The 21,422-nt window shown below is 67.6% G+C and carries 17 protein-coding genes; 10 read left to right on the plus strand and 7 right to left on the minus strand.

Features of this window, described 5'->3' with window-relative positions; translation table 11 throughout:
• The first annotated feature begins 900 nt into the window (after window positions 1-900).
• The 4 genes from NM2_RS06590 to NM2_RS06605 all read left to right on the plus strand — a co-directional run bounded on the left by NM2_RS06590 (window position 901) and on the right by NM2_RS06605 (window position 5,990).
• Window positions 901-3,132 (plus strand): Hsp70 family protein, encoded by a 2,232-nt coding sequence (locus NM2_RS06590; protein WP_067665334.1) that lies wholly within the window; start codon window positions 901-903, stop codon window positions 3,130-3,132.
• Window positions 3,133-3,369: 237 nt separating this feature from the next.
• Window positions 3,370-3,831: a nuclear transport factor 2 family protein gene (locus NM2_RS06595; protein ID WP_067665337.1), complete on the plus strand. Its 462-nt coding sequence runs from the start codon at window positions 3,370-3,372 to the stop codon at window positions 3,829-3,831.
• Between the two features lie 607 nt (window positions 3,832-4,438).
• Complete coding sequence (locus NM2_RS06600) at window positions 4,439-5,140, plus strand: TIGR00266 family protein (protein WP_067666096.1); 702 nt, start codon at window positions 4,439-4,441, stop codon at window positions 5,138-5,140.
• 52 nt (window positions 5,141-5,192) lie between these two features.
• Complete coding sequence (locus NM2_RS06605) at window positions 5,193-5,990, plus strand: HAD family hydrolase (protein WP_157120913.1); 798 nt, start codon at window positions 5,193-5,195, stop codon at window positions 5,988-5,990.
• A gap of 217 nt (window positions 5,991-6,207) precedes the next feature.
• Here the strand turns inward: NM2_RS06605 and NM2_RS06610 are convergent, their stop codons facing one another.
• The 6 genes from NM2_RS06610 to NM2_RS52905 form a co-directional block, all read right to left on the minus strand.
• Window positions 6,208-7,140 carry a sirohydrochlorin chelatase gene (locus NM2_RS06610; protein ID WP_281182405.1) on the minus strand — a complete coding sequence of 311 codons (933 nt, stop codon included), beginning with the start codon at window positions 7,138-7,140 and terminating at the stop codon, window positions 6,208-6,210.
• Window positions 7,140-8,435, minus strand: coding sequence for a sulfate adenylyltransferase subunit 1 (locus NM2_RS06615; RefSeq protein WP_067665343.1), 1,296 nt, complete (start codon window positions 8,433-8,435; stop codon window positions 7,140-7,142). Before NM2_RS06615 ends, NM2_RS06610 begins: the two co-directional genes overlap by 1 nt.
• Window positions 8,435-9,418, minus strand: a complete 984-nt coding sequence (gene cysD, locus NM2_RS06620) for a sulfate adenylyltransferase subunit CysD (protein WP_439956845.1) — start codon at window positions 9,416-9,418, stop codon at window positions 8,435-8,437. Before cysD ends, NM2_RS06615 begins: the two co-directional genes overlap by 1 nt.
• Window positions 9,397-10,113 carry a phosphoadenylyl-sulfate reductase gene (locus NM2_RS06625; protein WP_067665346.1) on the minus strand — a complete coding sequence of 239 codons (717 nt, stop codon included), beginning with the start codon at window positions 10,111-10,113 and terminating at the stop codon, window positions 9,397-9,399. Before NM2_RS06625 ends, cysD begins: the two co-directional genes overlap by 22 nt.
• A 14-nt stretch (window positions 10,114-10,127) precedes the next feature.
• On the minus strand, window positions 10,128-11,963 hold the full coding sequence (locus NM2_RS06630; RefSeq protein ID WP_084530545.1) for a nitrite/sulfite reductase: 1,836 nt from the start codon (window positions 11,961-11,963) through the stop codon (window positions 10,128-10,130).
• Window positions 11,964-12,093: 130 nt separating this feature from the next.
• Window positions 12,094-12,186, minus strand: a complete 93-nt coding sequence (locus NM2_RS52905) for an Ms4527A family Cys-rich leader peptide (RefSeq protein ID WP_353526446.1) — start codon at window positions 12,184-12,186, stop codon at window positions 12,094-12,096.
• A 287-nt stretch (window positions 12,187-12,473) separates the two neighbouring features.
• Here NM2_RS52905 and hemW point away from each other — a divergent pair, with 287 nt between their 5' ends.
• From hemW to NM2_RS06660, 6 genes are all read left to right on the plus strand, one after another.
• Window positions 12,474-13,676 carry a radical SAM family heme chaperone HemW gene (hemW, locus tag NM2_RS06635; RefSeq protein ID WP_439956846.1) on the plus strand — a complete coding sequence of 401 codons (1,203 nt, stop codon included), beginning with the start codon at window positions 12,474-12,476 and terminating at the stop codon, window positions 13,674-13,676.
• Window positions 13,677-13,817: 141 nt separating this feature from the next.
• Window positions 13,818-14,849: a heat-inducible transcriptional repressor HrcA gene (gene hrcA, locus NM2_RS06640; RefSeq protein WP_067666111.1), complete on the plus strand. Its 1,032-nt coding sequence runs from the start codon at window positions 13,818-13,820 to the stop codon at window positions 14,847-14,849.
• 69 nt (window positions 14,850-14,918) lie between these two features.
• Window positions 14,919-16,070, plus strand: coding sequence for a molecular chaperone DnaJ (gene dnaJ, locus NM2_RS06645; protein ID WP_067665349.1), 1,152 nt, complete (start codon window positions 14,919-14,921; stop codon window positions 16,068-16,070).
• 16 nt (window positions 16,071-16,086) lie between these two features.
• Window positions 16,087-16,827 carry a 16S rRNA (uracil(1498)-N(3))-methyltransferase gene (locus NM2_RS06650; protein WP_067666114.1) on the plus strand — a complete coding sequence of 247 codons (741 nt, stop codon included), beginning with the start codon at window positions 16,087-16,089 and terminating at the stop codon, window positions 16,825-16,827.
• A 135-nt stretch (window positions 16,828-16,962) separates the two neighbouring features.
• Entirely contained in the window at window positions 16,963-18,795 is a 1,833-nt protein-coding gene (locus tag NM2_RS06655) for an LCP family protein (protein ID WP_084530547.1), read from the plus strand.
• 129 nt (window positions 18,796-18,924) lie between these two features.
• Complete coding sequence (locus NM2_RS06660) at window positions 18,925-20,760, plus strand: LCP family protein (RefSeq protein WP_369690305.1); 1,836 nt, start codon at window positions 18,925-18,927, stop codon at window positions 20,758-20,760.
• Between the two features lie 89 nt (window positions 20,761-20,849).
• On the opposite strand, the gene NM2_RS06665 is transcribed toward NM2_RS06660, so the two are convergent.
• On the minus strand, window positions 20,850-21,194 hold the full coding sequence (locus NM2_RS06665) for a hypothetical protein (RefSeq protein ID WP_067665353.1): 345 nt from the start codon (window positions 21,192-21,194) through the stop codon (window positions 20,850-20,852).
• Between the last annotated feature and the right edge of the window lie 228 nt (window positions 21,195-21,422).

Raw genomic sequence — 21,422 nt, forward strand, 5'->3', positions numbered from 1 at the left:
ACCATCGTCCGTGCGTCCGTGCGTCCGTGCGTCCGTGCGTCCGTGCGTCCGTGCGTCCGTGCGTCCGTGCGTCCGTGCGTCCGTGCGTCCGTGCGTCCGTGCGTCCGTGTGGCCGTGTGGCCGTGTGGCCGTGTGGCCGTGTGGCCGTGTGGCCGTGTGGCCGAAGGGGCGAAGAGGTCGGGTGACGTGGGTAGAGGTCGATTTGCGCCTCCCGGGTGAATCGACCTCTGCCCAGGGCAGGGGTGGTGCGCGGGCAGGGGTGTGGTTCGCGAAAAGTGCTGTCCGGAATGGGGCCTCGGTCCGGGGACGGCCGTTGCCGCGGGTGCTCCTGCGGAGTGAGGTGTCGGCTTGCTCGGACGGCGTCATCGGATGGTGGCGACGATGCCGCTGCTCGCTGGGTGTCTCCGACGGCACTTTCGGGCAGCGGCCGGGTTCTGATCGGACGTGCCGAATGCCGCTGTCCGAGGCCGGATGTCAGGTACCGGCCGGTCTGTCCGGGTTGGTGGTTCTGTCTGAAACATGTGCCGTTCTATCGGTGGCAACTATTCAGGCATTCCATATTCCGCGATCGAATGATGATGCCGGAAAGCTGTTTTGGCGCATTCGCCGCGCACCGGTTGGTTTGTAAAGCTAGTTACCGAAAGGTAGCTGGTTTTTCCGCTTAATTGGGCGTGTCGCATATTCCGTGTCCCATTTTTCCGACCTGTATGCGGGTCTATCAGGGGGTATGCGATATGGACCGGTGGGTATGAAACCTTTTCCGCCCATTGCGTATCCGCGACCGATATCGACCAGCTAACCTGTGTTCGCTGTTTGGTAAACGACCGCGACCGCGAGGAGCGTCCCCCGGGCCGTGGTCTCGGTGCGTTTGACGGGATGGCAATGACTATTGGCTTCGGCATGAGCATCGGCACAGTGAACTCCGTGTGGGCGGCCACCGTCGGAGAAGGGGACCTTCCCCTCGTGCGGGTGCGTCGCACCGCCGTCACCTTCGACAGCGCCGGCGGCGCGCGAATCGGCGGCCTCCCTCGATTCGCGCCCGTGGTAACGGATTTCGCCGATCTCACCCGGGAGTTCGAGCCGGTGGTGGTGGGCGGGCGGATCTGGACCGCGGCCGATCTCGTTGCCGCCGTTGCCACCTGCCTGATCGGCGCCGCCGAATCCGACGGCGAACCGGTGATCGCCTATCCCGCTTGCTATTCGGACTCGCGGGTGGCGGCACTGCGGCATGCCCTGGACTGGGCCGGGGCCAGCGGGACACTGCTGATGCCCGAACCGGTCGCGGCCGTCGAGTGGCTCGACGCCGAATACGACGTCTCCGACAACGGTCTCACGCTCGTCTACGATCTCGGCGGCAACAGCCTCGACATCGCGGTCGTGCGCACCGAGGCAGACCGGGAGAAACGCGGTGTGCTGGGCAAGCCGGTGCGCTCCTACGAATACGGCGGGCGGCCGCTGGGAGCAACCCTGGCCCGCTATGCCCGGGCGTTGTCGCCCGGTGCGTCGTCGCCGGTCTCGAAGGTCATCCCGGCCGACGACACCACCCGATTGCGCACCTGGAACATCCGCAATTCCCTGCGCCTGGTGCGGCGTTGCGTCCGCGCGGCCGGGCTGACGATCGGCGATATCGACCGTATTCTGCTGGTCGGCGGCGCGGCGCGGCCGCTCGAGGTGGCGCAGGTGATCGCGGAACTTGGGCGTCCGGTGGTGATCTCGCCGGATCCTGCGCAAACCGTCGCGGCGGGAGCCGCGCTGGCTTCGTTCCGGATGGCCGACACCGGCGGCAATCTCGGCAGGTACGCGCGCGGTGCGGCCGTATTGTCCAGTGCCGCGGTCGCTTCGGCGCTGGCCATGTCGGCGGCCACGATGCTGGGCGGCGGCCCGATCGGATCCGACGGTCCGGCACTGGAATTCGCGCCCGTGCTCGCCGGTCCCGCACCCGACCCGGCCCGCGACGTGCAGGTGATCGACGGAACCGATCCCGGTGTGGGATCGATGGGCTCGCCGGTGGTGGCCGATGCCGGGTTCTCGTTGCGGAACTACTCCAGGGGCCAGTCGTACGGCACTGTGACACAGTCTGTTTCGGTCTCGACGTTCGGCGATGTGCAACGTTCGCTCAGTGAACACGGCCCCGGTACGCACTGCGGCCCGCTGGATCGGCTTCAGCCGCAGACGTACGCCAACCCCGCGCAGTTCGTCAACCCGTTGCCGTTCGCGTCCACGTCCGGTGCCGCGATCCCCGTCATCAGTCTGCCCCGTCCGCCTGTCCGCTCGGGAAACAGTGCCCCACAGCACAGTTCGGACCATGACACGCTGCCCGGAACCTGGGATCCGTCGGCCCGGGTAACGCCGCCCGCGATCTCGAAGACATCGCTGACGAATCCGGTTGCGACACAGCCGAATACCGGAACTCCGCACCCGGCTGCCGGGCCGCAGGCCGGAGCCGGTCTGCCCGGATCGAATTCGACAGCAGGAGAACAGAATTCGGCACCGGGGACGAGTGCGCATTCGGGAGCCACTGGAACGAGTGTGCGACCGGGGACCAATCCCGGAACGAATGCGCATCCCGGTTCCGGCACTCCCGGCACGGTCCACTCCGACCCCGCGCCGAGTCCGGGCACCGGGACCTCTCCGGGAGACTCCACAGCGTCCGCGAACACCGATACCGGAGGCGCCCTGTCCCCGGGCGGCCACACGACATCGAGTGGTCCCGCCGACGGCGGCCCGGCCCCGAGTTCGTCCTCCGCCGATGCGAGCGATTCCGCAAGCTCGCCGGGCTCGGGCAACGGGCTGCCGAGCTCCCCCGGAGGCGTTGCGTCCCAGAACATGCCGAATCACCTCGGCGGCGCAACCCCCAACTCCCCAGGTGGCGCGATGTCGAATGGCACCTCCAACTCGCTGGGTGGGGCGACGTCGCATAACTCCCTGGGCGGCGCCACGTCGAACGGCACGTCCAACTTCCTGGGTGGCGCGACCTCGCACAACTCCTTGGGCGGCGTGACCTCGCACAGCACGTCCAACTCCGCAGGTGGCCATTCCTTCGGCGGTGGCTTACACGGCGGTTCCTTGGGCGGTGGCTCACATGGCGGTTCCCTGGGCGGCGGATCTCACGGCGGCGGCGGACACCACTGACGTCATCCGGGCCGCCGCAAAATTGAGGGGCGGCGGTCCTGACCTCACTCTCACCGCCCAGCCGCACCCCGTTCGCATCCCATTCGATGTCATGCCGAGACATCGAATGCGAGGCAATTCGGTGGTGCGGTGGGGTGGAGGATCGAATCCATGCCGGAGGTTCGCGCGGCCCGCAGTCGAGCGGTATTACGTCGGGGGTAATCGACGGAATGAACCGTTGCGGGCACGGTGTCGGGTATGAACGATCCAGGGGCGAACACCACACGCGCCGTCGTCGAGGAATTGCTGCGGCGGATCGGTGCTGGCGATCCGGACGCCATCGCAGCACTGTATGCCCCGGTCACCGATTGGAAACTGAACTGGCCGGAGCATGAGCACGGACGCCCCGCGACCCCGTGGATCCGGCGCCGCGCCACCCGTGCGGACGCGGCCGAGCATTTTCGTGAGATCGCCCGTCACCATGTGCCGGAACAGGTCGGCACCGTGATCGAGCGCATCCTGGTCGACGGTGCGGATGCGGTGGTGCTGGGCGAGATCCGTCAGACCGCCCGGTACACGGGCCGCGCATATCGCTCCCGCTTCGCGCTGCACGTCACGATCGACGACGGCCTCATCGTCCGCTATCACGTCTACGAGGACAGCCTTGCGGTTGCCCGAGCATTCGACGCACAAGACTCCGAACCGGGTCACGTGGTGTGACCGTGGGCCGGCCGCCGGTCGTGCTGATCCGCGAACCGCATCGGTGTTCGGATCTGTTGCTCGACAGGGAGAACCGGCGTCGAAACAGCCGGATCGAGCCGACCCTGTCGGTAGGCGGTTGATGCGTTCTAATGAGGGAATGTCGATCTTCGCGCGCCCGGTGCCGTCGGTATCGCAGCCGCCAATCGACCCGGGGTGTATCTGGGGAAACGTTCCACGCGTTGGCATGTCGCGGTGTATCGGTGGTCGCGCGGGCGGATCGGCAGCCGGATGCTCGGCTATCCGAATGCCCGTATGCCGATAGAGATGGACTGACCGGGCCATCGGGGGCTGCGGCGTAATTCGTCTGCCGGGCGGCGCTGATCTCGCTACTTCGTCATCGACGCGGCCACGGCTCGACGACGGCATCTTTCCAGCGGCCGTGCTGCGGCTTCGCCGGTGGTCCGGATGCATAGCGGAGGCCCGAGTCGAGCGTGTGCATGCACCAGGGCCGGTCGTGGATCTCATGTGGGAGAGGCGCGGATCGGTCGCACAACTCGTGGATCATTTGTGCGGCAAGGGGATCGGATCACGGGCGGCGGCGGAATCGCGGGCGCACACTGGAGTGATGGAGCCCAGGATCATCGGAAGTGTGATGCCGGTGCTCGAGGTGTCGCTCGAGCCGGGGGAGAGTCTGGTTGCCGAATCGGGGCAGCTGTCGTGGATGACCGAGTCGATCCGGCTGCACACCTCGACGCGGGTGGGGTCGGGCGGGGTGTTCCGGGCGGTGAAGCGGGCCTTGGCCGGGGCCGGGTTGTTCATGACCGAGTACTCGGCGGCGCGTCAGCCGGGGACGGTGGCGTTCGCCGCGAAACTACCGGGGCAGATCGTGCCGGTGCCGGTGGAGCCGGGGCGGGAGTACCTTCTGCATCGGCACGGGTTTCTCTGTGCCACAGGCGATGTCCGCGTTTCGCTGAGTTTTCAGCGTCGGCTCGGCGCGGGGATCTTCGGCGGTACGGGGTTCACGCTGCAACGGGTGAGTGGTTCGGGCCGGATGTGGGCCGAGTTGTCCGGTGAGGTGATCCGATACGATCTTGCCCCGGGGGAGCGGTTGCGGGTACATCCCGGACATGTCGGAATGTTCGACGCCACGGTCGGTTTCGACATCACCATCCTGCGCGGCATCCGGAACATCCTGTTCGGCGGGGACGGTCTGTTCCTCGCCGCACTCACCGGACCGGGCCGAGTGTGGTTGCAGTCGTTGACCGTTGCCAATCTCGCGCATGCGATCACCCCCTATCTGCCGCTGCCCGAATCGGAGGATCGGTAGTAGACCACCCAGGCGATGAAAGTGCATCTGTGCGATCGGCAAGAATGAGGTGGTGGACGACACTGCTGACAGACCTCGACTGATAGCTCTGGATGTAGACGGAACTCTGCTGCGCACCGGCCAGTCGATCACCCCGCGCGTGCGCGACGCGGTGCGGGCGGCGGCCGACGCGGGCGCGCACGTGGTCGTGGCGACCGGACGAACCCTCCTGGCGACCCGGATGGTGGTACAGGATCTGGGCATCGGCGAGGGATGGACGATCTGCTCGAACGGTGCTGTGCAGGCGAATATTTCGACGTGGCAACCGCGGGATGTGCACACCTTCGATCCGGAGCCGTCCGTCGGGGTCCTACGCGAACTGTTCCCCGATATGGTCCTGTCGGTGGAGAAGGTCGGCGTCGGCACCTGGGCCACCGGCTACTACCCCGGCAGCTTCCGCCTCGGCGAATTCCGTTTCGTCGAGGACGTCGATCTGAGCCTGGAACCGACCACGCGCCTGAACGGCTGGTGGCCCGGCGGTTCACTCGCCGACATGGTCGCCGTGATGGGCGAGCGCGAACTCCCCGGCGCGGGCTGGGTGCACGGTGAGGACGAGCCCTGGCTCGTCGCCTCCCGTCACGGTGTGTCCAAGGGGTGGGCACTCGAACGACTGCGCCTCGAACTGGACATCCCGGCGAAGGCCACCCTGGCCATCGGCGACGGCTACAACGACTGCGAAATGCTTTCCTGGGCAGGGCATTCCGTGGCAATGGGCAATGCCGTCGACGCCGCCCGGGACGCCGCGGACGAGGTCACCGTGACGGTCGCCGAGGACGGTGTCGCCGCCGTGCTCGAGCGCTGGTTCCGCTGACCGGTCAGCGAACCAGCGGGCTGATGGTCGAGGCCTTCGCGGGTCGGCTACCCGAGATCGAAGGGACCGCAGATGACTGAAAACTGATGCGGCGCAAGGTGCCTGCACAACCGCGGTATCGCGCGTGACGTGCTGGATCCGCACCCCGGCCGCTATCCGGTGAGGATGCGCATGCGCGCCAGTGCGGATGACTACGCCCGCGTCCTGATACGCCGAATTACGCGACGGCGATGTCGGTATCGCGCCGCGCCCGGATTTCGCGCACCGCGGTCGCGTACCGCCGCGTCACGACCTCCGCGACGAGCCCGTGACTCCCCAGCGGGTCGGCGTGGATGACGTGCGGTGCGGCCGCGCCGAGGCGATCGGTGAGCAGGCCGGGGGCCAGGAACCACGGCGCGACGACGACCCGGGTGCATCCCTGCGCACGCAACGTCGAGATCGCCTGGGGGAGAGATGGTTCGGTGGTCGCGAAGCACACTTCGGCGCGCCAGGCGGTGTCGGCGGTGAGCAGTCGGCCCAGGGCGCGGGTGCGGCGGTTGGCCTCGGCGGACGAGGAGCCGACCGCCGCGACGGCGACACCCAGCGTGTCGTCGGTGCGATCGGCATCGGTCGCCAGCACACGCTCACGCAGCGCGGTGATCAGCAGCGGATCGGGCCCGAGCACATCGGCCTGAACCAGGCGCAGCCGCGGATGGCGTGAACGGGCGGCCGCGAGCAGACCGGGCAGATCGACCCGCGCGTGGAATGCGCTGCCCAGCAGTAGCGGTACCACGATCACATCCCGATGCCCCTGTGCGGCAACGGCATCGATGACCTGCTCGACCGACGGCGTACTCAGGTCCAGGAATGCCAGCCGCACGTCCAGTCCCGGATTCCGGTGTGCCACACCGGAAACCACCGCGGCCATCGTTGCCGCAGACCGCGGATCGCGACTGCCGTGGGCGACCGCGATCAGCGCCGGAGCACCGGGTGAATCCGCACGGCCCCGCGCCACGAGATCGCTGTCCCGTGCCGCCGGTACCGCATCGGCGAAATCGACCGGTACGCCGGGTGATTCGGATACGGCGCGCACCGGTCCTGCTCCGGCCCGGAGCCCGACGCTGTCGGCCCGCACCATGAGCGGACCGCTGACACTGCCGTTGTACGACATCAGCCTTCGGTGCCGACCTCGACCGCGGTCAGCACATCGCCGACCAGGCCCGCGGCCAGGGTGTTGCCCCCGGCCGGGTCGATGAGCAGGAAGCTGCCGGTGTGCCGGTTGACCCGGTAGTCGTCGGCCACGATCGGGTCCGCGACGCGCAGCGAGACACGACCGATGTCGTTGAGCGCCAACGACTCCGCCTCGGTGTCCGCGGCCAGATGCTGTTCGTCGAAACGCTCGAGCAGTGCGCCCACGACCGCCTGGGTGGTGCGGGTGCCGTGCTTGAGCAGCAGTCGCGCGCCCGCGCGTAACGGCTTGTCGCCGAGCCAGCACACGGTGGCGTCGAAGGTGTCGATGGGTTCGGGGGCGTCGGTCGCCGACGCGATGACGTCTCCGCGCGAGACGTCCACGTCGTCGGCGAGGATCAGCGTGACGCTGAGGCCGGGCTGCGCCGACTCGAGTTCACCGTCCGCGGTGTCGATCCGCTCGACGGTGGTGCGAGTTCCCGACGGAAGCACCACGACCTCGTCTCCGGGACGCACCACACCGGCGGAGATCTGCCCGGCATAGCCGCGGTAGTCCGGATACTCCGGGGTGCGCGGCCGGATGACGTACTGCACCGGGAAACGCAGCCCGACCTGGTGCCGCCCGTGCACATCCGCGTCGACCGGAACCGACTCGAGATGTTCGATCAGCGAGGGACCGTCGTAATAGGGGGTGTTCTCCGAGCGCGATGCGATGTTGTCACCGTGCAGCGCCGAGACCGGGATCTCGGTGACGTCCTCCCGTGCCCAGCCCAATTTCATTGTCAGCTGGGTGAATTCTTCGACGATCTTCTCGAACACGCCCGCCGCGTCGTCCACCAGGTCGATCTTGTTCACGGCCAGAACGAGTTTGGGCACACCCAGCAGCGCCATCACCGCGGCGTGCCGTCGGGTCTGCTCGATGACGCCCTTGCGCGCGTCCACCAGCAGGATGACCAACTGCGCGGTGGACGCGCCGGACACCGTGTTGCGGGTGTACTGCACGTGCCCGGGGGTGTCGGCGAGTACGAAAGACCGCTGGGGCGTGGCGAAGTAGCGGTACGCCACGTCGATCGTGATGCCCTGTTCACGTTCCGCGCGCAGGCCGTCGACCAGCAGCGACAGATCCGGGGTGGACAGACCACGGTCGACCGAGGCCCGTGTGACGGCGTCGATCTGGTCCGCCAGAACGGATTTCGTGTCGTACAGCAGACGTCCGACCAGAGTGGACTTACCGTCGTCGACACTGCCGGCGGTGGCGAGTCGTAATAGGTCGGACATCAGAAATAACCCTCTCGCTTACGGTCTTCCATCGCGGCCTCGGAGACGCGGTCGTCCCCGCGCGTCGCGCCGCGCTCGGTCAGCCGCGACGCGGCCACCTCGGCGAGGATCGCCTCGTTGTCGGCGGCGTCGGAAATGATTGCGCCGGTGGTGGATCCGTCGCCGACGGTGCGATACCGCACCGACTTGGTGACCAGCTCCTCGCCCTCGCGCGGACCGCCCCAGCTGCCCGGGGTCATCCACATGCCGTCGCGCTGGTAGACCGGGCGCTGATGGGCGTAGTAGATGGTCGCCAGCTCGACGTCCTCGCGGGCGATGTACCGCCAGATGTCCAGCTCGGTCCAGTTGCTCAGCGGGAACACCCGCACGTGCTCGCCGGGCGCGTGCCGCCCGTTGTACAGGTTCCACAGTTCGGGCCGCTGCCGCTTGGGATCCCAGCGTCCGAACGCGTCACGCAGCGAGAAGATCCGCTCCTTGGCGCGCGAGCGCTCCTCGTCGCGCCGACCGCCGCCGAACACCGCGTCGAACCGATTGTCGGTGATCGAATCCAGCAGCGGCACGGTCTGCAGCGGATTGCGGATACCGTCGGGGCGCTCGGTCAGCCGCCCGTCGGCGAGATACTCCTCGACGCTGGCCACATGCAGCCGCAGCCCGTACTTCTCCACCACATGATCGCGGAAGGCCAGCACCTCGGGCAGATTGTGCCCGGTATCCACATGCAGCAGCGCGAACGGCAGCGGCGCGGGCCAGAAAGCCTTGAGCGCCAGGTGCAGCAGCACCGTCGAGTCCTTGCCGCCGGAGAACAGGATCACCGGCCGCTCGAACTCCCCCGCCACCTCGCGGAAGATGTGAATGGCCTCGGACTCCAGCGCGGCCAGGGTGTCGAACCGCGCGGCGGGGGTTCGCAGGGCACGGTCGATGGCGGCGGCGTCGGTGAGCTGGGTATCGGTCGCGGTAGGAGTCATGACTGGTGTAACCCGCATTCGGTCTTGGCGAGGCCGGCCCAGCGGCCGCTTCGCGGATCGGCTCCCGGTTCCGGCTTCCGCGTGCACGGAGCGCAACCGATGGACGGATATCCCTCTTCCACAAGGGGATTGACGAGGATGCCGTGCCGATCGATGTACTCGGCCATCTCCTCGTCGGACCAGGCGGCGATCGGGTTGATCTTCACCAGGCCGAAGCCCTCGTCGAAGGAGATCAGGGGGGCGTTGGCGCGGGTGGGAGCCTCCACCCGGCGGATGCCGGTGACCCAGGCGTTGTAGCCGCCCAGGGACTGCTTCAGCGGCACCACCTTGCGCAGCCGGCAGCACTCGTTGGGCTCGCGGGCGAACAGGTCCTTGCCCAGCAGCCGATCCTGTTCCGCCACAGAGTTTTCCGGCTGCGCGTTGACGATGTTCACGCCGTACACCGTCTCCACCGCGTCGCGGGTGCCGATGGTCTCGGCGAAGTGGTAGCCGGTGTCCAGGAACAGCACGTCCACCCCGGGCCGGGTCTGCGCGGCCAGATGCACCAGCACCGCGTCCTGCATGTTCGACGCGACGATGTAGCCCGGACCGAAGGTCTCCTCGGTCCACCGCAGCAACTCGGCGGCCGAGGCGTCGGGACCGAGCGCGGTCGCGCCGTCCTCGGCGATGCGCCGCAGTTCGTCCTCGGAGAGCTTGTCCAAAGCGGTTGTCATTGCGTCTCTTTCCCTTACCGGAGATCGGCCTCGTCGGCGCGGACCGCCCACTGGGCGAACCGCTCACCGTCGTTGCGGCTCTTGACGAAGTTGCGCACCACGCGCTCGATGTAGTCGCCGAGCTCGTCGCTGGTCACCTTGTGCTGGCGCAGCTTTCGGCCGAAGGCGGCGTCGAGACCGAGGGTGCCGCCCAGATGAACCTGGAATCCCTCCACCTGATTCCCGTCGCCGTCGTCGACGAGCTGTCCCTTGAAGCCGATGTCGGCGATCTGCGAGCGGCCGCAGGAGTTCGGGCAGCCGTTGATGTTGATCGTGACCGGGACGTCGAGTTGGGCGTTGATATCGGCCAGCCGCTGGTCCAGTTCGGGCGCGAGCACCTGCGAGCGCTTGCGGGTCTCCACGAACGACAGCTTGCAGAACTCGATACCACTGCAGGCCAGCAGGTTTCGCCGCCAGGCCGACGGCCGCGCCTGCAGGTTCAGCGGCTCGAGCTCGGCGATCAACTCCTCGACCTTGTCGTCGGGAACATCGAGCACGATGAGCTTCTGGTACGGGGTGAACCGGATCCGGTCGGAGCCGATCCGCTCGACCGCGTCGGCCACCTTGGTCAGGGTCGTGCCCGAGACCCGCCCGGCGATGGGGGAGAAGCCGACCGCGTTCAGTCCGTTGCGCAGCTTCTGCACGCCCACGTGATCGATGGGCCGCACCGGCGCCTCGGGCGCGGGGCCGTCGATCAGCTTGCGCTTCAGGAACTCGTCCTCGAGCACCTGGCGGAACTTCTCGATGCCCCAGTCCTTGATCAGGAACTTCAGCCGCGCCTTGGTGCGCAGGCGGCGGTAGCCGTAGTCGCGGAACAGCGAGACGACCGCTTCCCACACATCGGGCACCTCCGCCAGCGGGACCCACGCGCCGACCCGCTTGGCGAGCATCGGGTTGGTGGACAGGCCGCCGCCGACCCACAGGTCGAAGCCGGGGCCGTGCTCGGGGTGCTCCACGCCGATGAAGGCCACGTCGTTGATCTCGTGCACCACGTCCTGCTGGCCCGAGATCGCGGTCTTGAACTTGCGCGGGAGGTTCGAGTACTCCTTCTTGCCGACGTAGCGCCGGGTGATCTCCTCCACGGCCCAGGTGCCGTCGATGACCTCGTTCAGCGATTCACCGGCCAGCGGGGAGCCGAGCACCACGCGCGGGCAGTCGCCGCACGCCTGAGTGGTCTGCAGGCCCACGCCCTCGATCCGCCGCCAGATCTCCGGGACGTTCTCGATCTCGATCCAGTGGTACTGCAGGTTCTCCCGGTCGGACAGATCCGCGGTGTCGCGGGCGAACTCGGTGGAGATCTGGCCGAGGGTGCGCACCTGCTCGACGTTCAGCGCGCCGCCGTCGCAGCGGACACGCATCATGAAGTATTCGGCCTCGAGCAGGTCGAGGTTCTCGTCGCCGGTCCAGGTGCCGTCGTACCCCTGCTCGCGCTGGGTGTACAGGCCCCACCAGCGGAAACGCCCGCGCAGGTCGGCCTTGTCGATCGAGTCGAATCCGCCCGGGGCGTAGATGTTCTCGATGCGAGTGCGGACGTTGAGCGGGTGGTCGTCCTTCTTGCTCTGTTCGTTCGCGTTCAGCGGCTCGCGGTAGCCCAGTGCCCACTGGCCCTCGGACTTGCGGCGCAGTGGTTTTCCGGTCCGTTCACGCGGGCCGCTGGTGGTCTGCGCGCCCGCACGCGAACGCGCCCGGCGCTCGCGGGCGGCTTGCGCGCGCTCGCGGGCGACTTCCTCTTCGAGTGCGCGTCGTTCGGAGTCCTCACGGGTGACGCGCTCGGATTCGGGTGTGGGACCGGCGTCGGTGCTCGACGTCATAGGGTCACTCCTGCATGGTGATCAGGCCTGGAGGCAGGCGGGAGGGGCTGACTCACGCCTCCGGATTCAGAACGGCCGGGAGGGTCGACACCGAGAATGTGGTGTCGGAAACCGGAGCTACAGGGCCGAATTACCGGAGACTTTCCGGCAGACAGCTCGCACTGCAAACACGCTTGAAGTCGACGTGGCGGCGAGCCACGAGGCGTACTCCAAGTCCGGTCATGCGGTCTATTGTGCCATGTCAGCCGGGTAGTTCCGACCGACCGCCCATATTTTCCGAAGATTCGAGGGAAATTCCCTGGACGCTCGTCTCAGTTTGTGAGATCCGTCATAGATCATCCGCGGAAACGGGATCGCGACCTCCCGAGTACCGATCCGCCGCAGCGCGGGAGATGTCCGTCACAGCCGAGGGTTAGCGGTCGGCGGATCCGCGGAAACCGTCCGAATCGGATGCGCGCGGAACCGGCACCCGCGCCCGGCGTCGCGGCGGCCCGGCCGCACACTGGAGGGGTGAGCCCAGCCGTCCAGCAGATCGCACTGCCCGCACCGCCGCTGCGTGATTTCGGCGGCGGGCCGTTCGGGATCTACGTGCACGTCCCGTTCTGCGCGACCCGCTGCGGATACTGCGATTTCAACACCTACACCGCGGGCGAATTGGGCACCTCGGCCTCGCCGCAGTCCTGGCTCGAGGCGCTGCGCGGTGAGATGTCCACGGCGGCAGAGGCTTTCGGCGCACTGCCGAGCCGGCAGCCGCCGGTGTCGACGGTTTTCGTCGGCGGCGGTACGCCCTCGCTGCTGGGCGGCGGCGGACTTGCCGACGTGCTCGAGGCCATCCGCGCGAACTTCACCCTGGCCGCCGATGCCGAGGTGACCACGGAATCCAATCCGGAATCCACCTCACCGGAATTCTTCGAACGCATCCGCTCCGCCGGTTACACCCGGATATCGCTGGGAATGCAGTCGGCCGCGACGCACGTGCTGCGCATTCTCGATCGCACGCACACCCCCGGCCGGCCGGTCGCCGCCGCCCGCGAGGCGCGCGAGGCCGGTTTCGACCACGTCAACCTGGATCTGATCTACGGCACCCCCGGTGAGTCCGACGCCGATCTCGACATCAGTCTCGACGCCGTCCTCTCGGCCGGGGTCGACCACGTCTCGGCCTACTCTCTGATCGTCGAGGACGGCACCGCGATGGCCCGCAAGGTCCGCCGCGGCGAACTGCCCGCCCCCGACGAGGACGTGCTCGCCGCCCGCTACGAGCGCATCGATGCGCGCCTGTCCGCGGCCGGTCTGCGGTGGTACGAGGTATCCAACTGGGCCGCAACCGATTCCGGCCGCTGTCGGCACAATCTCGGCTACTGGGACGGCGGCGACTGGCTCGGCGCGGGGCCGGGTGCGCACAGTCACGTGGGTGGAGTGCGCTGGTGGAACGTGAAGCATCCGGGACGCTATGCGGACCGGGTCGCCGCTGCCCGGGTCCTGCCCGCCGACGGCTGGGAGGAGCTCAGCGACGTCGAGCGGTACACCGAACGGATCATGCTCGGCGTGCGATTGCGTTCCGGGCTGCCGGTGGACGAGTTGGATGGCGACGGGCGAACAGCGGTCGAAGGACTCGTCGCCGACGGTTTGGTGGTGGTCCGGGATCGGGTGATGGTCCTCACCGACCGCGGGCGGCTCCTGGCGGACGGAGTCGTGCGAACACTCCTGGGCTGAGACAGCTCCGCCGCGGTTGTGCCACGCCACACCGGGGATTCGGTTTTCAGGAACTAAACTGGAACCGGATACCTGGGATCCGTCGGTGGATGCTGCTCGCAGACGCCGGGCGGCCCGATGGCGAACGAGGAGGTGGGGCGGATGTCGAGCACCGAGAAACGGCGGCTCGAGGTCCTGCGCGCGATCGTCGCGGACTATATCGCGACCAAGGAGCCGATCGGGTCGAAAACGCTGGTCGACAAGCACAATCTGGGTGTTTCCAGCGCCACGGTGCGCAACGATATGGCGGTGCTCGAAGCCGAGGGGTACATCACCCAGCCGCACACCAGCTCCGGCCGCATTCCCACCGACAAGGGCTATCGCCAGTTCGTCGACAACATCGCCGAGGTCAAGCCGCTGTCCCCGGCCGAGCGGCGGGCGATCATGGATTTCCTCGACGGCGGCGTCGACCTGGACGACGTGCTGCGTCGCGGGGTGCGGCTGCTGGCGCAGCTGACCCGCCAGGTCGCGATGGTGCAGTATCCGACGGTCACGGCCTCCACGGTCCGGCACATCGAGGTCGTCGCGCTCAATCCGGCCCGGCTGCTGCTGGTCGTCATCACCGACAGCGGCCGCGTCGATCAGCGCCTGGTCGAACTGGGCGGGGTGATCGGCGACGAGGATCTGACCGCGTTGCGCGCCATGCTCGGCAAGGCGATGGACGGCAAACGCCTCTCGGCGGCCTCCGCGGCGGTCGCGGGTCTGCCGGAGAATTCCCCGGCTCGCCTGCGTGACGTGCTGGTCCGGGTGTCGACGGTGCTGGTTGAGACCCTCGTCGAGCATCCCGAGGAGCGGCTGGTGCTCGGCGGCACCGCGAATCTCACCCGCAACGCCAACGACTTCGGTTTCCCGGGTTCGCTGCGCGCGGTACTCGAGGCCCTGGAGGAACAGGTGATCGTGCTCAAGCTTCTGGCCGCGGCACAGCATCCGGGCACTGTGACGGTGCAGATCGGCGAGGAGACGCAGCTCGAGCAGATCCGCGGAACCTCGGTGGTTTCCACCGGGTACGGTATGCCGGGTACCGTGCTCGGGGGCATGGGTGTGCTGGGCCCGACTCGCATGGACTATCCGGGGACGATCGCCTCGGTCGCGGCAGTCGCCCGCTACATCGGCGAGGTACTCGCCGACCGGTGAGCGCGCCGCGTGCAGAGTGCGCGATGAGATCGTGAAGCAAATGGATTCGGAACAGGACTAGAGACGCAAGTGGCACGGGACTACTACGGATTGCTCGGTGTCGGACGCAACGCGTCCGACCAGGAGATCAAGCGCGCCTATCGGAAGCTGGCGCGCGAGCTGCACCCCGACGTCAACCCCGATGCGGACGCCCAGGAGCGGTTCCGCGAGGTGTCGGCGGCCTACGAGGTGCTCAGCGATGCCGAGAAGCGCCGCATCGTGGACATGGGCGGCGATCCGCTCGAGTCCGGCGGCGGTCCGGGCGGTTTCTCCGGTGCTGCCGGATTCGGCGGTCTGGGCGATGTGTTCGAGGCCTTCTTCGGCGGCATGAACACCTCGGGTCCGCGGCGTCCGCGCGGGCGCGTGCAGCCCGGCGCGGATTCGCTGCTGCGGACCCGCTTGTCGCTGGCCGAATGCGCGGTCGGGGTCACCAAGCATCTGACCGTGGACACCGCCGTGCTGTGCGACCTGTGCCAGGGCGCGGGCACCAACGGTAATTCCAAGCCGGTGCGCTGTGAGACCTGTGGCGGCGCGGGTGAGGTGCAGACCGTGCAACGCTCCTTCCTCGGCCAGGTGATGACCTCCCGGCCGTGCCCGACCTGTCGCGGCGCGGGGGAGACCATTCCCGATCCGTGCCGCAAGTGCGGCGGCGACGGCCGGGTCCGCTCGCGCCGGGAGATCGCCGCGCCGATTCCCGCGGGTGTGGCCAACGGCATGCGGGTTCGGCTGGCCGCGCAGGGCGAGGTCGGCCCCGGCGGCGGCCCGGCCGGTGATCTGTACGTCGAGATCGTCGAGCAGCCGCACGACATGTTCGTCCGCGACGGCGACGATCTGCACTGCACGATCCGCGTGCCGATGGTCGATGCGGCGCTGGGCGCGACCGTGGTGGTCGACACGATCCTCGACGGCCCTACCGAGTTGACCATTCCGGCCGGAACCCAGCCGGGCGAGGTCTCGGTGCTGCGCGCGCACGGTATGCCCAAACTGCGCTCGAGCGCCCGCGGCGACATGATCGCGCACCTGGACATCGTGGTGCCGACCAAGCTCGATGCCAAGCAGTCCGATCTGCTGCGCAAGTACAAGGCCATGCGCAACGGTGAACGCACCGAAGTGCTTTCGGCCCAGTCCGAGCACAACAGTGGTCTGTTCGCGCGCCTGCGCGCCTCGTTCAGCGGTCGCTGACTCCGGCGGAATCACTGTGGCGGCAACGGTTTTCTATCTCGACGAGATTCCCGAGCCCGGCGGTATCGCGATACTGGACGGGCCCGAGGGACGCCATGCCGCGACCGTGCGCCGCATCCGGGTCGGCGAGCCGATCACGCTGTCCGACGGCGCGGGTGTGCTCGCCTCCTCGGAAGTCGTTGCGGCGCAGAAGGATCGGCTCGAACTCGAGGTGCTCGACCGGATCCTCGCGCAACCTGCCGCACCGCCGGTCACGGTGGTGCAGGCGCTGCCCAAATCCGATCGCTCGGAGCTGGCGGTGGAGTTGATGACCGAGGCGGGCGCCGACGTCGTCATCCCATGGCAGGCCGCGCGGTGCGTGGCCAACTGGGAAGGCAAGGCGCGCAAGGGCGTCGACAAATGGCGTGCCGCGGCGCGCGCGGCGGCCCGGCAGTCCCGTCGAGCGTTCATCCCGGAGGTCGCCGAGCTGTATCGCACATCCGATGTGCTGGCGCTCGTGCGGGAGATCAAGGCGGACAACGGGATTGCCGTCGCGCTGCACGAATCGGGTTCGGCCCGTTTCGTTTCCCTGCCGTTGGCCGCGGCATCGCGGATCGTCCTCATCGTCGGGCCCGAAGGCGGCCTGGACGATGCCGAACTCACCGCGCTCGCCGATGCGGGCGCGGATGTGGCACTGCTCGGTCCGACCGTGCTGCGCACCTCGACCGCTGCCGCGGTCGCGCTGGGTGCGCTCGGTGCACTGACCTCCAGGTGGTAGAGCAATCCTTCATTGTCTTGTCGCACAACCGCTTCGATCGCGTTGTCATACCTCGCACCGGCTTTCGGTGATCAATTCCACGCTGAGGATCGTTCGCCTGGCAAACATTGGTCGCGACCCCTATATTCGGTCCGTATGACTTACGGAGGGGGCCATCGGCGAAAGGAGCCGGACGGTCCGAGTACTGAGCGGTTGCCGCATGGCACCCAGCCGCGCCTGTCGCGCGAGGCGAAGGCGCGCGCGCGTGCCGACAGGTCGCGCGCCGCGCAGCAGACTCGGGGAAGTCGTTCGGAGGCACGCGAATCCGAGTTGCGTGAGTCACAGTCCGATGAGTCGAAGACGGACGAGGCGCAGCCGGATCCGGAGGCGGCCACGACGCTGCTGCGGCCGCCGCGGCACACCCGTCGCCCCGCACGGCGGCAGCGCACCTCCAAGGCGGTGGTCGCGGGCCGCACCCTGATCGCGCTGGTGTCCACGCTGGTTCTGGTCGGTACCGGTGCGGCGTGGCGGGTCTACGACCACGCGGTCAAGGGCGTCATCACCTCCAACGCCATCAGCGACGGCCCCAAGTCCGTCGGCAAGGATCAGAACATCCTGGTCATGGGCTTGGACAGTCGCAAGGACGAGCACGGCAATCCGCTGCCGAAGGCCATGTACGACGCCCTGCACGCCGGTGACAACGACAACGGCGGGATGAACTCGAATGTGTTGATGCTGATCCACATTCCGGGTGACGGCTCCAAATCCACGGCGATCTCCATCCCGCGCGACGACTATGTGACGCTCGATCCGGCCGCGTGCGGCGACGATCTGTGCAAGGGCAAGATCAAGGAGGCGTACGGCCGCACCTACGGCGCGGTGCTGGGCAAGCAGGCCGAAGGAGATCCGGACGCGGAGACCAAGGCTCGCGACGCCGGCCGCAAGGCCGAGCTGAAAACGGTGAGCAAGTTCCTGGGCGACATACCGATCGACCATTTCGTGGAGATCACCATGGCGGCCTTCTTCGAGATCGCCGAGCAGGTGCAGCCGATCACGGTGTGCCTGAACGAGAATACCCGCGACAGCTTTTCCGGCGCGAAGTTCGTCAAGGGGCAGCAGCAGATCAATGCTTCGCAGGCAATGTCTTTCGTGCGACAGCGCCGCGATCCGGACGAGTCGCTGAACTTCACCGATATGGACCGCACCCGCCGCCAGCAGGCTTTCGTCGTCTCGCTGCTGAGCAAATTGAAGAGCAGCGGAACGTTGTCGAGTCCGAGCACGCTGATGGGTCTGCTCAAGGTCGCCCAGGCGAACATGGCCGTGGACAGCGGTCTGGATCTGGGTAAGTTCGCCGGGCAGGCGTCCTCGCTGACGGGCGGCGGGCTGACGCTGTACACCCTGCCGGTCAAGGACTTCAAGACCATCGACGGCGAGGACACCAGCATCGTCGATCTGGACCTGATCCACTCCTACGTCAAGAGCGTGCTGTACCCGCCAAAGCCCGGGGCTCCCACGACGAGCGCCAGCGCGACGCCGACGACAACCAACATCCCGTCCGCATCCGGGGTGACGGCGAACGTGGTGAACAGTTCGGGCAAGAACGGCCTCGGCGGAAATCTCGAAAAGGCGCTCGCCGGGCGCGGTTTCACGCAGGGCGAGGCGATCACGGGTTCCGCGCGTAGCTCGAGCACGCTGCTCTACGGTTCCGGTGCGCAGGCAGCGGCCACGGCGCTGGCGGGCCAGTTGGGGCTGACCGCGACCGAGTCGTCGTCGATCAGTTCGCAGTCGATTCAGCTGACCGTCGGCACCGAACTGGCCAGCAGCAGCTCGATCACGGGCATGGTGGGCAATTCGAGCGACGACTCCAGCAGCCCCACCTCCACGACCCCGCCGCCACCGCCGGTCTCGGCGACGAACGCGGGCACGACGGCTCCCGCGCCGACCGATATGTCGAGTATGAAGGGCAGCGGAATCCCCTGCGTCAAGTGATTCCGATCACATGGCCGAGTGGGCCGATCCGCCCGGGACCGATGGCTCGCCGAAGGCTGTGAGTTCGGTCTCGGGCCGGTAACCCGCGCATTTCGCGAGCCGTGAGATCGCGGCCTATATTCGGTCCGTATGACCTATGAAGGGGAGCGTCGGCGAAGAGATGCCGACGGTCCGAGCACCGAGCGGTTGCCGCACGGCACCCAACCGCGGTTGGCGCCCGAGAGCGAGGCGCGCGCGACGCGCGGCGATCGGGCGCGCGCTGGGAAGCAAGCTGGTGGCAACCGCTCGGCAGAGGCGGACGAATCCCGGCCGGATGAGTCCGCCACACAAGAGACCCGGTCGGAGGGAACGCAGTCGGCGGCGTGGCCGCGTCGGCAAGCCCGGCCTCCGGTGCGTCCTCGGCGCAACCGCAAGGCGGCGATGGCCGGGCGCACGCTCATCGCGCTGGTCTCCACCCTGGTTCTGGTCGGCACGGGCGCGGCGTGGCGGGTCTACGACCACGCGATCAAGGGCGTCACCACCTCGGACGCGATCAGCGACGGCCCCAAATCGGTCGGCCACGAACAGAACATCCTGATCATGGGTCTGGACAGTCGTCTGGACGAGCACGGCAATCCACTGCCGCAGGACATGTACAACGCCCTGCACGCGGGTGACGACAGCGTCGTCGGCATGAATTCGAATGTGCTGATGCTGATCCACATCCCGGGTGACGGCTCCAAGTCCACGGCGATTTCGATCCCTCGCGACGACTACGTCACCCTGGATCCGACCTCGTGCGGCGGTGACATCTGCAAGGGCAAGATCAAGGAGGCGTACGGCCGCGCGTATTTCGCGGCGAAGCAGAAGTACGAGGGCACGATCAAGAGCCCGGAGGCGCTGGACGCCAAGGCCCGTGATGCGGGCCGCAAGGCCGAGGCCAATACCGTCACAAAATTCCTCGGCGACGTGCCGATCGATCACTTCGTCGAGGTCACGCTCGCGGCCTTCTTCCAGGTCGCCCAGGCGGTACAGCCGATCACGGTGTGCTTGAACGAGCGGACTCAGGACAAGTTCTCCGGCGCGAATTTCGTGAAGGGCCCGCAGCAGATCAACGCTTCGCAGGCGATGGCCTTCGTGCGGCAGCGCCGCGATCCCGACGAGGCGCTGAACTTCACCGATCTGGATCGCACCCGCCGCCAGCAGGCGTTCATCGTGTCGCTCGCGAGCAAATTGCAGAGCAGCGGAACGATGTCGAGTCCGGGCAAGTTGATGAATCTGCTCGGCGTCGCTCAGCAGAACATGGCCGTGGACAAAGGTCTGGACCTGGGTAAGTTCGCCGGGGAGGCGTCATCGCTGATGTCCGGCGGACTGACATTGTTCACCCTGCCGGTCGACGACTTCGGCAACGATCCGGACAACGGTGAGGCCATCAACATCGTCGACCCGGACAAGATCCACGCCTATGTGAAGAACCTGCTGAACCCGCCCAAGCCCGGTGCCGCCACCGCGACCACCACCGCACCGCCGACCACCACCGCGATCGCCTCCGCCGACGGGATCGTGCTGAACGTGGTGAACAGTTCGGGCAAGAACGGTCTCGGCGGAAATGTCGAAAAGGCTTTTGCCGCTCGCGGTTTCACGCAGGGGGAGGCGGTCACGGGGTCCGCGCGCAGTTCGAGCACGCTGCTCTACGGCTCGGGTGCGCGGGAGGCCGCGACGGCGTTGGCCGGGCAGCTGGGGCTGACGCCGACCGAGTCGTCGTCGATCAGTTCACAGTCGATTCAGCTGACCGTCGGCACGGAACTGGCCGGCAGCGATTCCTTCACCGCCATCGTGGGCGCCACCAGTGGCGGTTCGTCCGAAACCCCGACGTCGACGACACCGCCCCCGCCGCCGGTCTCGGCGACGAACGTCGGCGCGAAGGCCCCGGCCCCCACCGACCTGTCCAGTATGAACGGCAGCGGCGTCCCCTGTGTGAAGTGAATTCGTTTGTGGCGCTGAGCAAGTGGAGGTGACCCAGCGCGTGAGAGCGGTGGGTGGCACCGCACCGGCGCGAAGCCGGTGCGGTGTACCTATGCCTGTGCGGACGACCCCGAGGTCTCCGGAGCCGGGTGCTCCCGCAGGGTGGTCGAACGGACCGCGAGCAACCACATCAGGTCCTCGAGGCTCAGTTCCACCTCGGTCGCCCGGATCCGGGCGAACTCCAGTTCGAGCGAGTCGACCGGCGAGTCCAGGGCGAGCAGGACCATTTCGGCCAGTTCGAGGCAGGTCAGCGCCTGCGCCTCGGTCAGCCGGAACTCGGGCGGGAGGAACGATACGATCCACCGCCCCTGGGCGCGGCCCGGTACATCGACCCGGAACGCCACCTCATCCACGATATCGCTGCTGATCAGCCATTCTGCTGTATGAACCGGCATTGCCATCACCCCCGTCCCCGCACCGCATCCGATACGGTGCGACTCAATTGTGGGGTACCCCGGCATGCTCCCGCCAATGCTTTCCGGCCCATACGGGATTTCCGGACCGAAATCACCGCGGCCTCCCGTACGTATCCCGGCCGCACTCCCGCCTCGGGTCCATCGACTTCTCGGTGTACCGGCGATAGCCGAAATTCGGCTTGTAGCAGTGGATTTCGGCTGTATCGA

It is taken from the genome of Nocardia miyunensis NBRC 108239 (assembly GCF_001613065.1).
GTDB classification, from domain to species: domain Bacteria; phylum Actinomycetota; class Actinomycetes; order Mycobacteriales; family Mycobacteriaceae; genus Nocardia; species Nocardia miyunensis.

Bases quoted from the DNA above. Each gene is read 5' to 3' on its own strand.
- NM2_RS06590 (WP_067665334.1), top strand. From the start codon at position 901: ATGAGCATCGGCACAGTGAACTCCGTGTGGGCGGCCACCGTCGGAGAA.
- NM2_RS06595 (WP_067665337.1), top strand. From the start codon at position 3,370: ATGAACGATCCAGGGGCGAACACCACACGCGCCGTCGTCGAGGAATTG.
- NM2_RS06600 (WP_067666096.1), top strand. From the start codon at position 4,439: ATGGAGCCCAGGATCATCGGAAGTGTGATGCCGGTGCTCGAGGTGTCG.
- NM2_RS06610 (WP_281182405.1), bottom strand. From the start codon at position 7,140: ATGTCGTACAACGGCAGTGTCAGCGGTCCGCTCATGGTGCGGGCCGAC.
- NM2_RS06615 (WP_067665343.1), bottom strand. From the start codon at position 8,435: ATGTCCGACCTATTACGACTCGCCACCGCCGGCAGTGTCGACGACGGT.
- cysD (WP_439956845.1), bottom strand. From the start codon at position 9,418: ATGCGGGTTACACCAGTCATGACTCCTACCGCGACCGATACCCAGCTC.
- NM2_RS06625 (WP_067665346.1), bottom strand. From the start codon at position 10,113: ATGACAACCGCTTTGGACAAGCTCTCCGAGGACGAACTGCGGCGCATC.
- NM2_RS06630 (WP_084530545.1), bottom strand. From the start codon at position 11,963: ATGACGTCGAGCACCGACGCCGGTCCCACACCCGAATCCGAGCGCGTC.
- NM2_RS52905 (WP_353526446.1), bottom strand. From the start codon at position 12,186: ATGACCGGACTTGGAGTACGCCTCGTGGCTCGCCGCCACGTCGACTTC.
- hrcA (WP_067666111.1), top strand. From the start codon at position 13,818: ATGTCGAGCACCGAGAAACGGCGGCTCGAGGTCCTGCGCGCGATCGTC.
- NM2_RS06655 (WP_084530547.1), top strand. From the start codon at position 16,963: ATGACTTACGGAGGGGGCCATCGGCGAAAGGAGCCGGACGGTCCGAGT.
- NM2_RS06660 (WP_369690305.1), top strand. From the start codon at position 18,925: ATGACCTATGAAGGGGAGCGTCGGCGAAGAGATGCCGACGGTCCGAGC.
- NM2_RS06665 (WP_067665353.1), bottom strand. From the start codon at position 21,194: ATGCCGGTTCATACAGCAGAATGGCTGATCAGCAGCGATATCGTGGAT.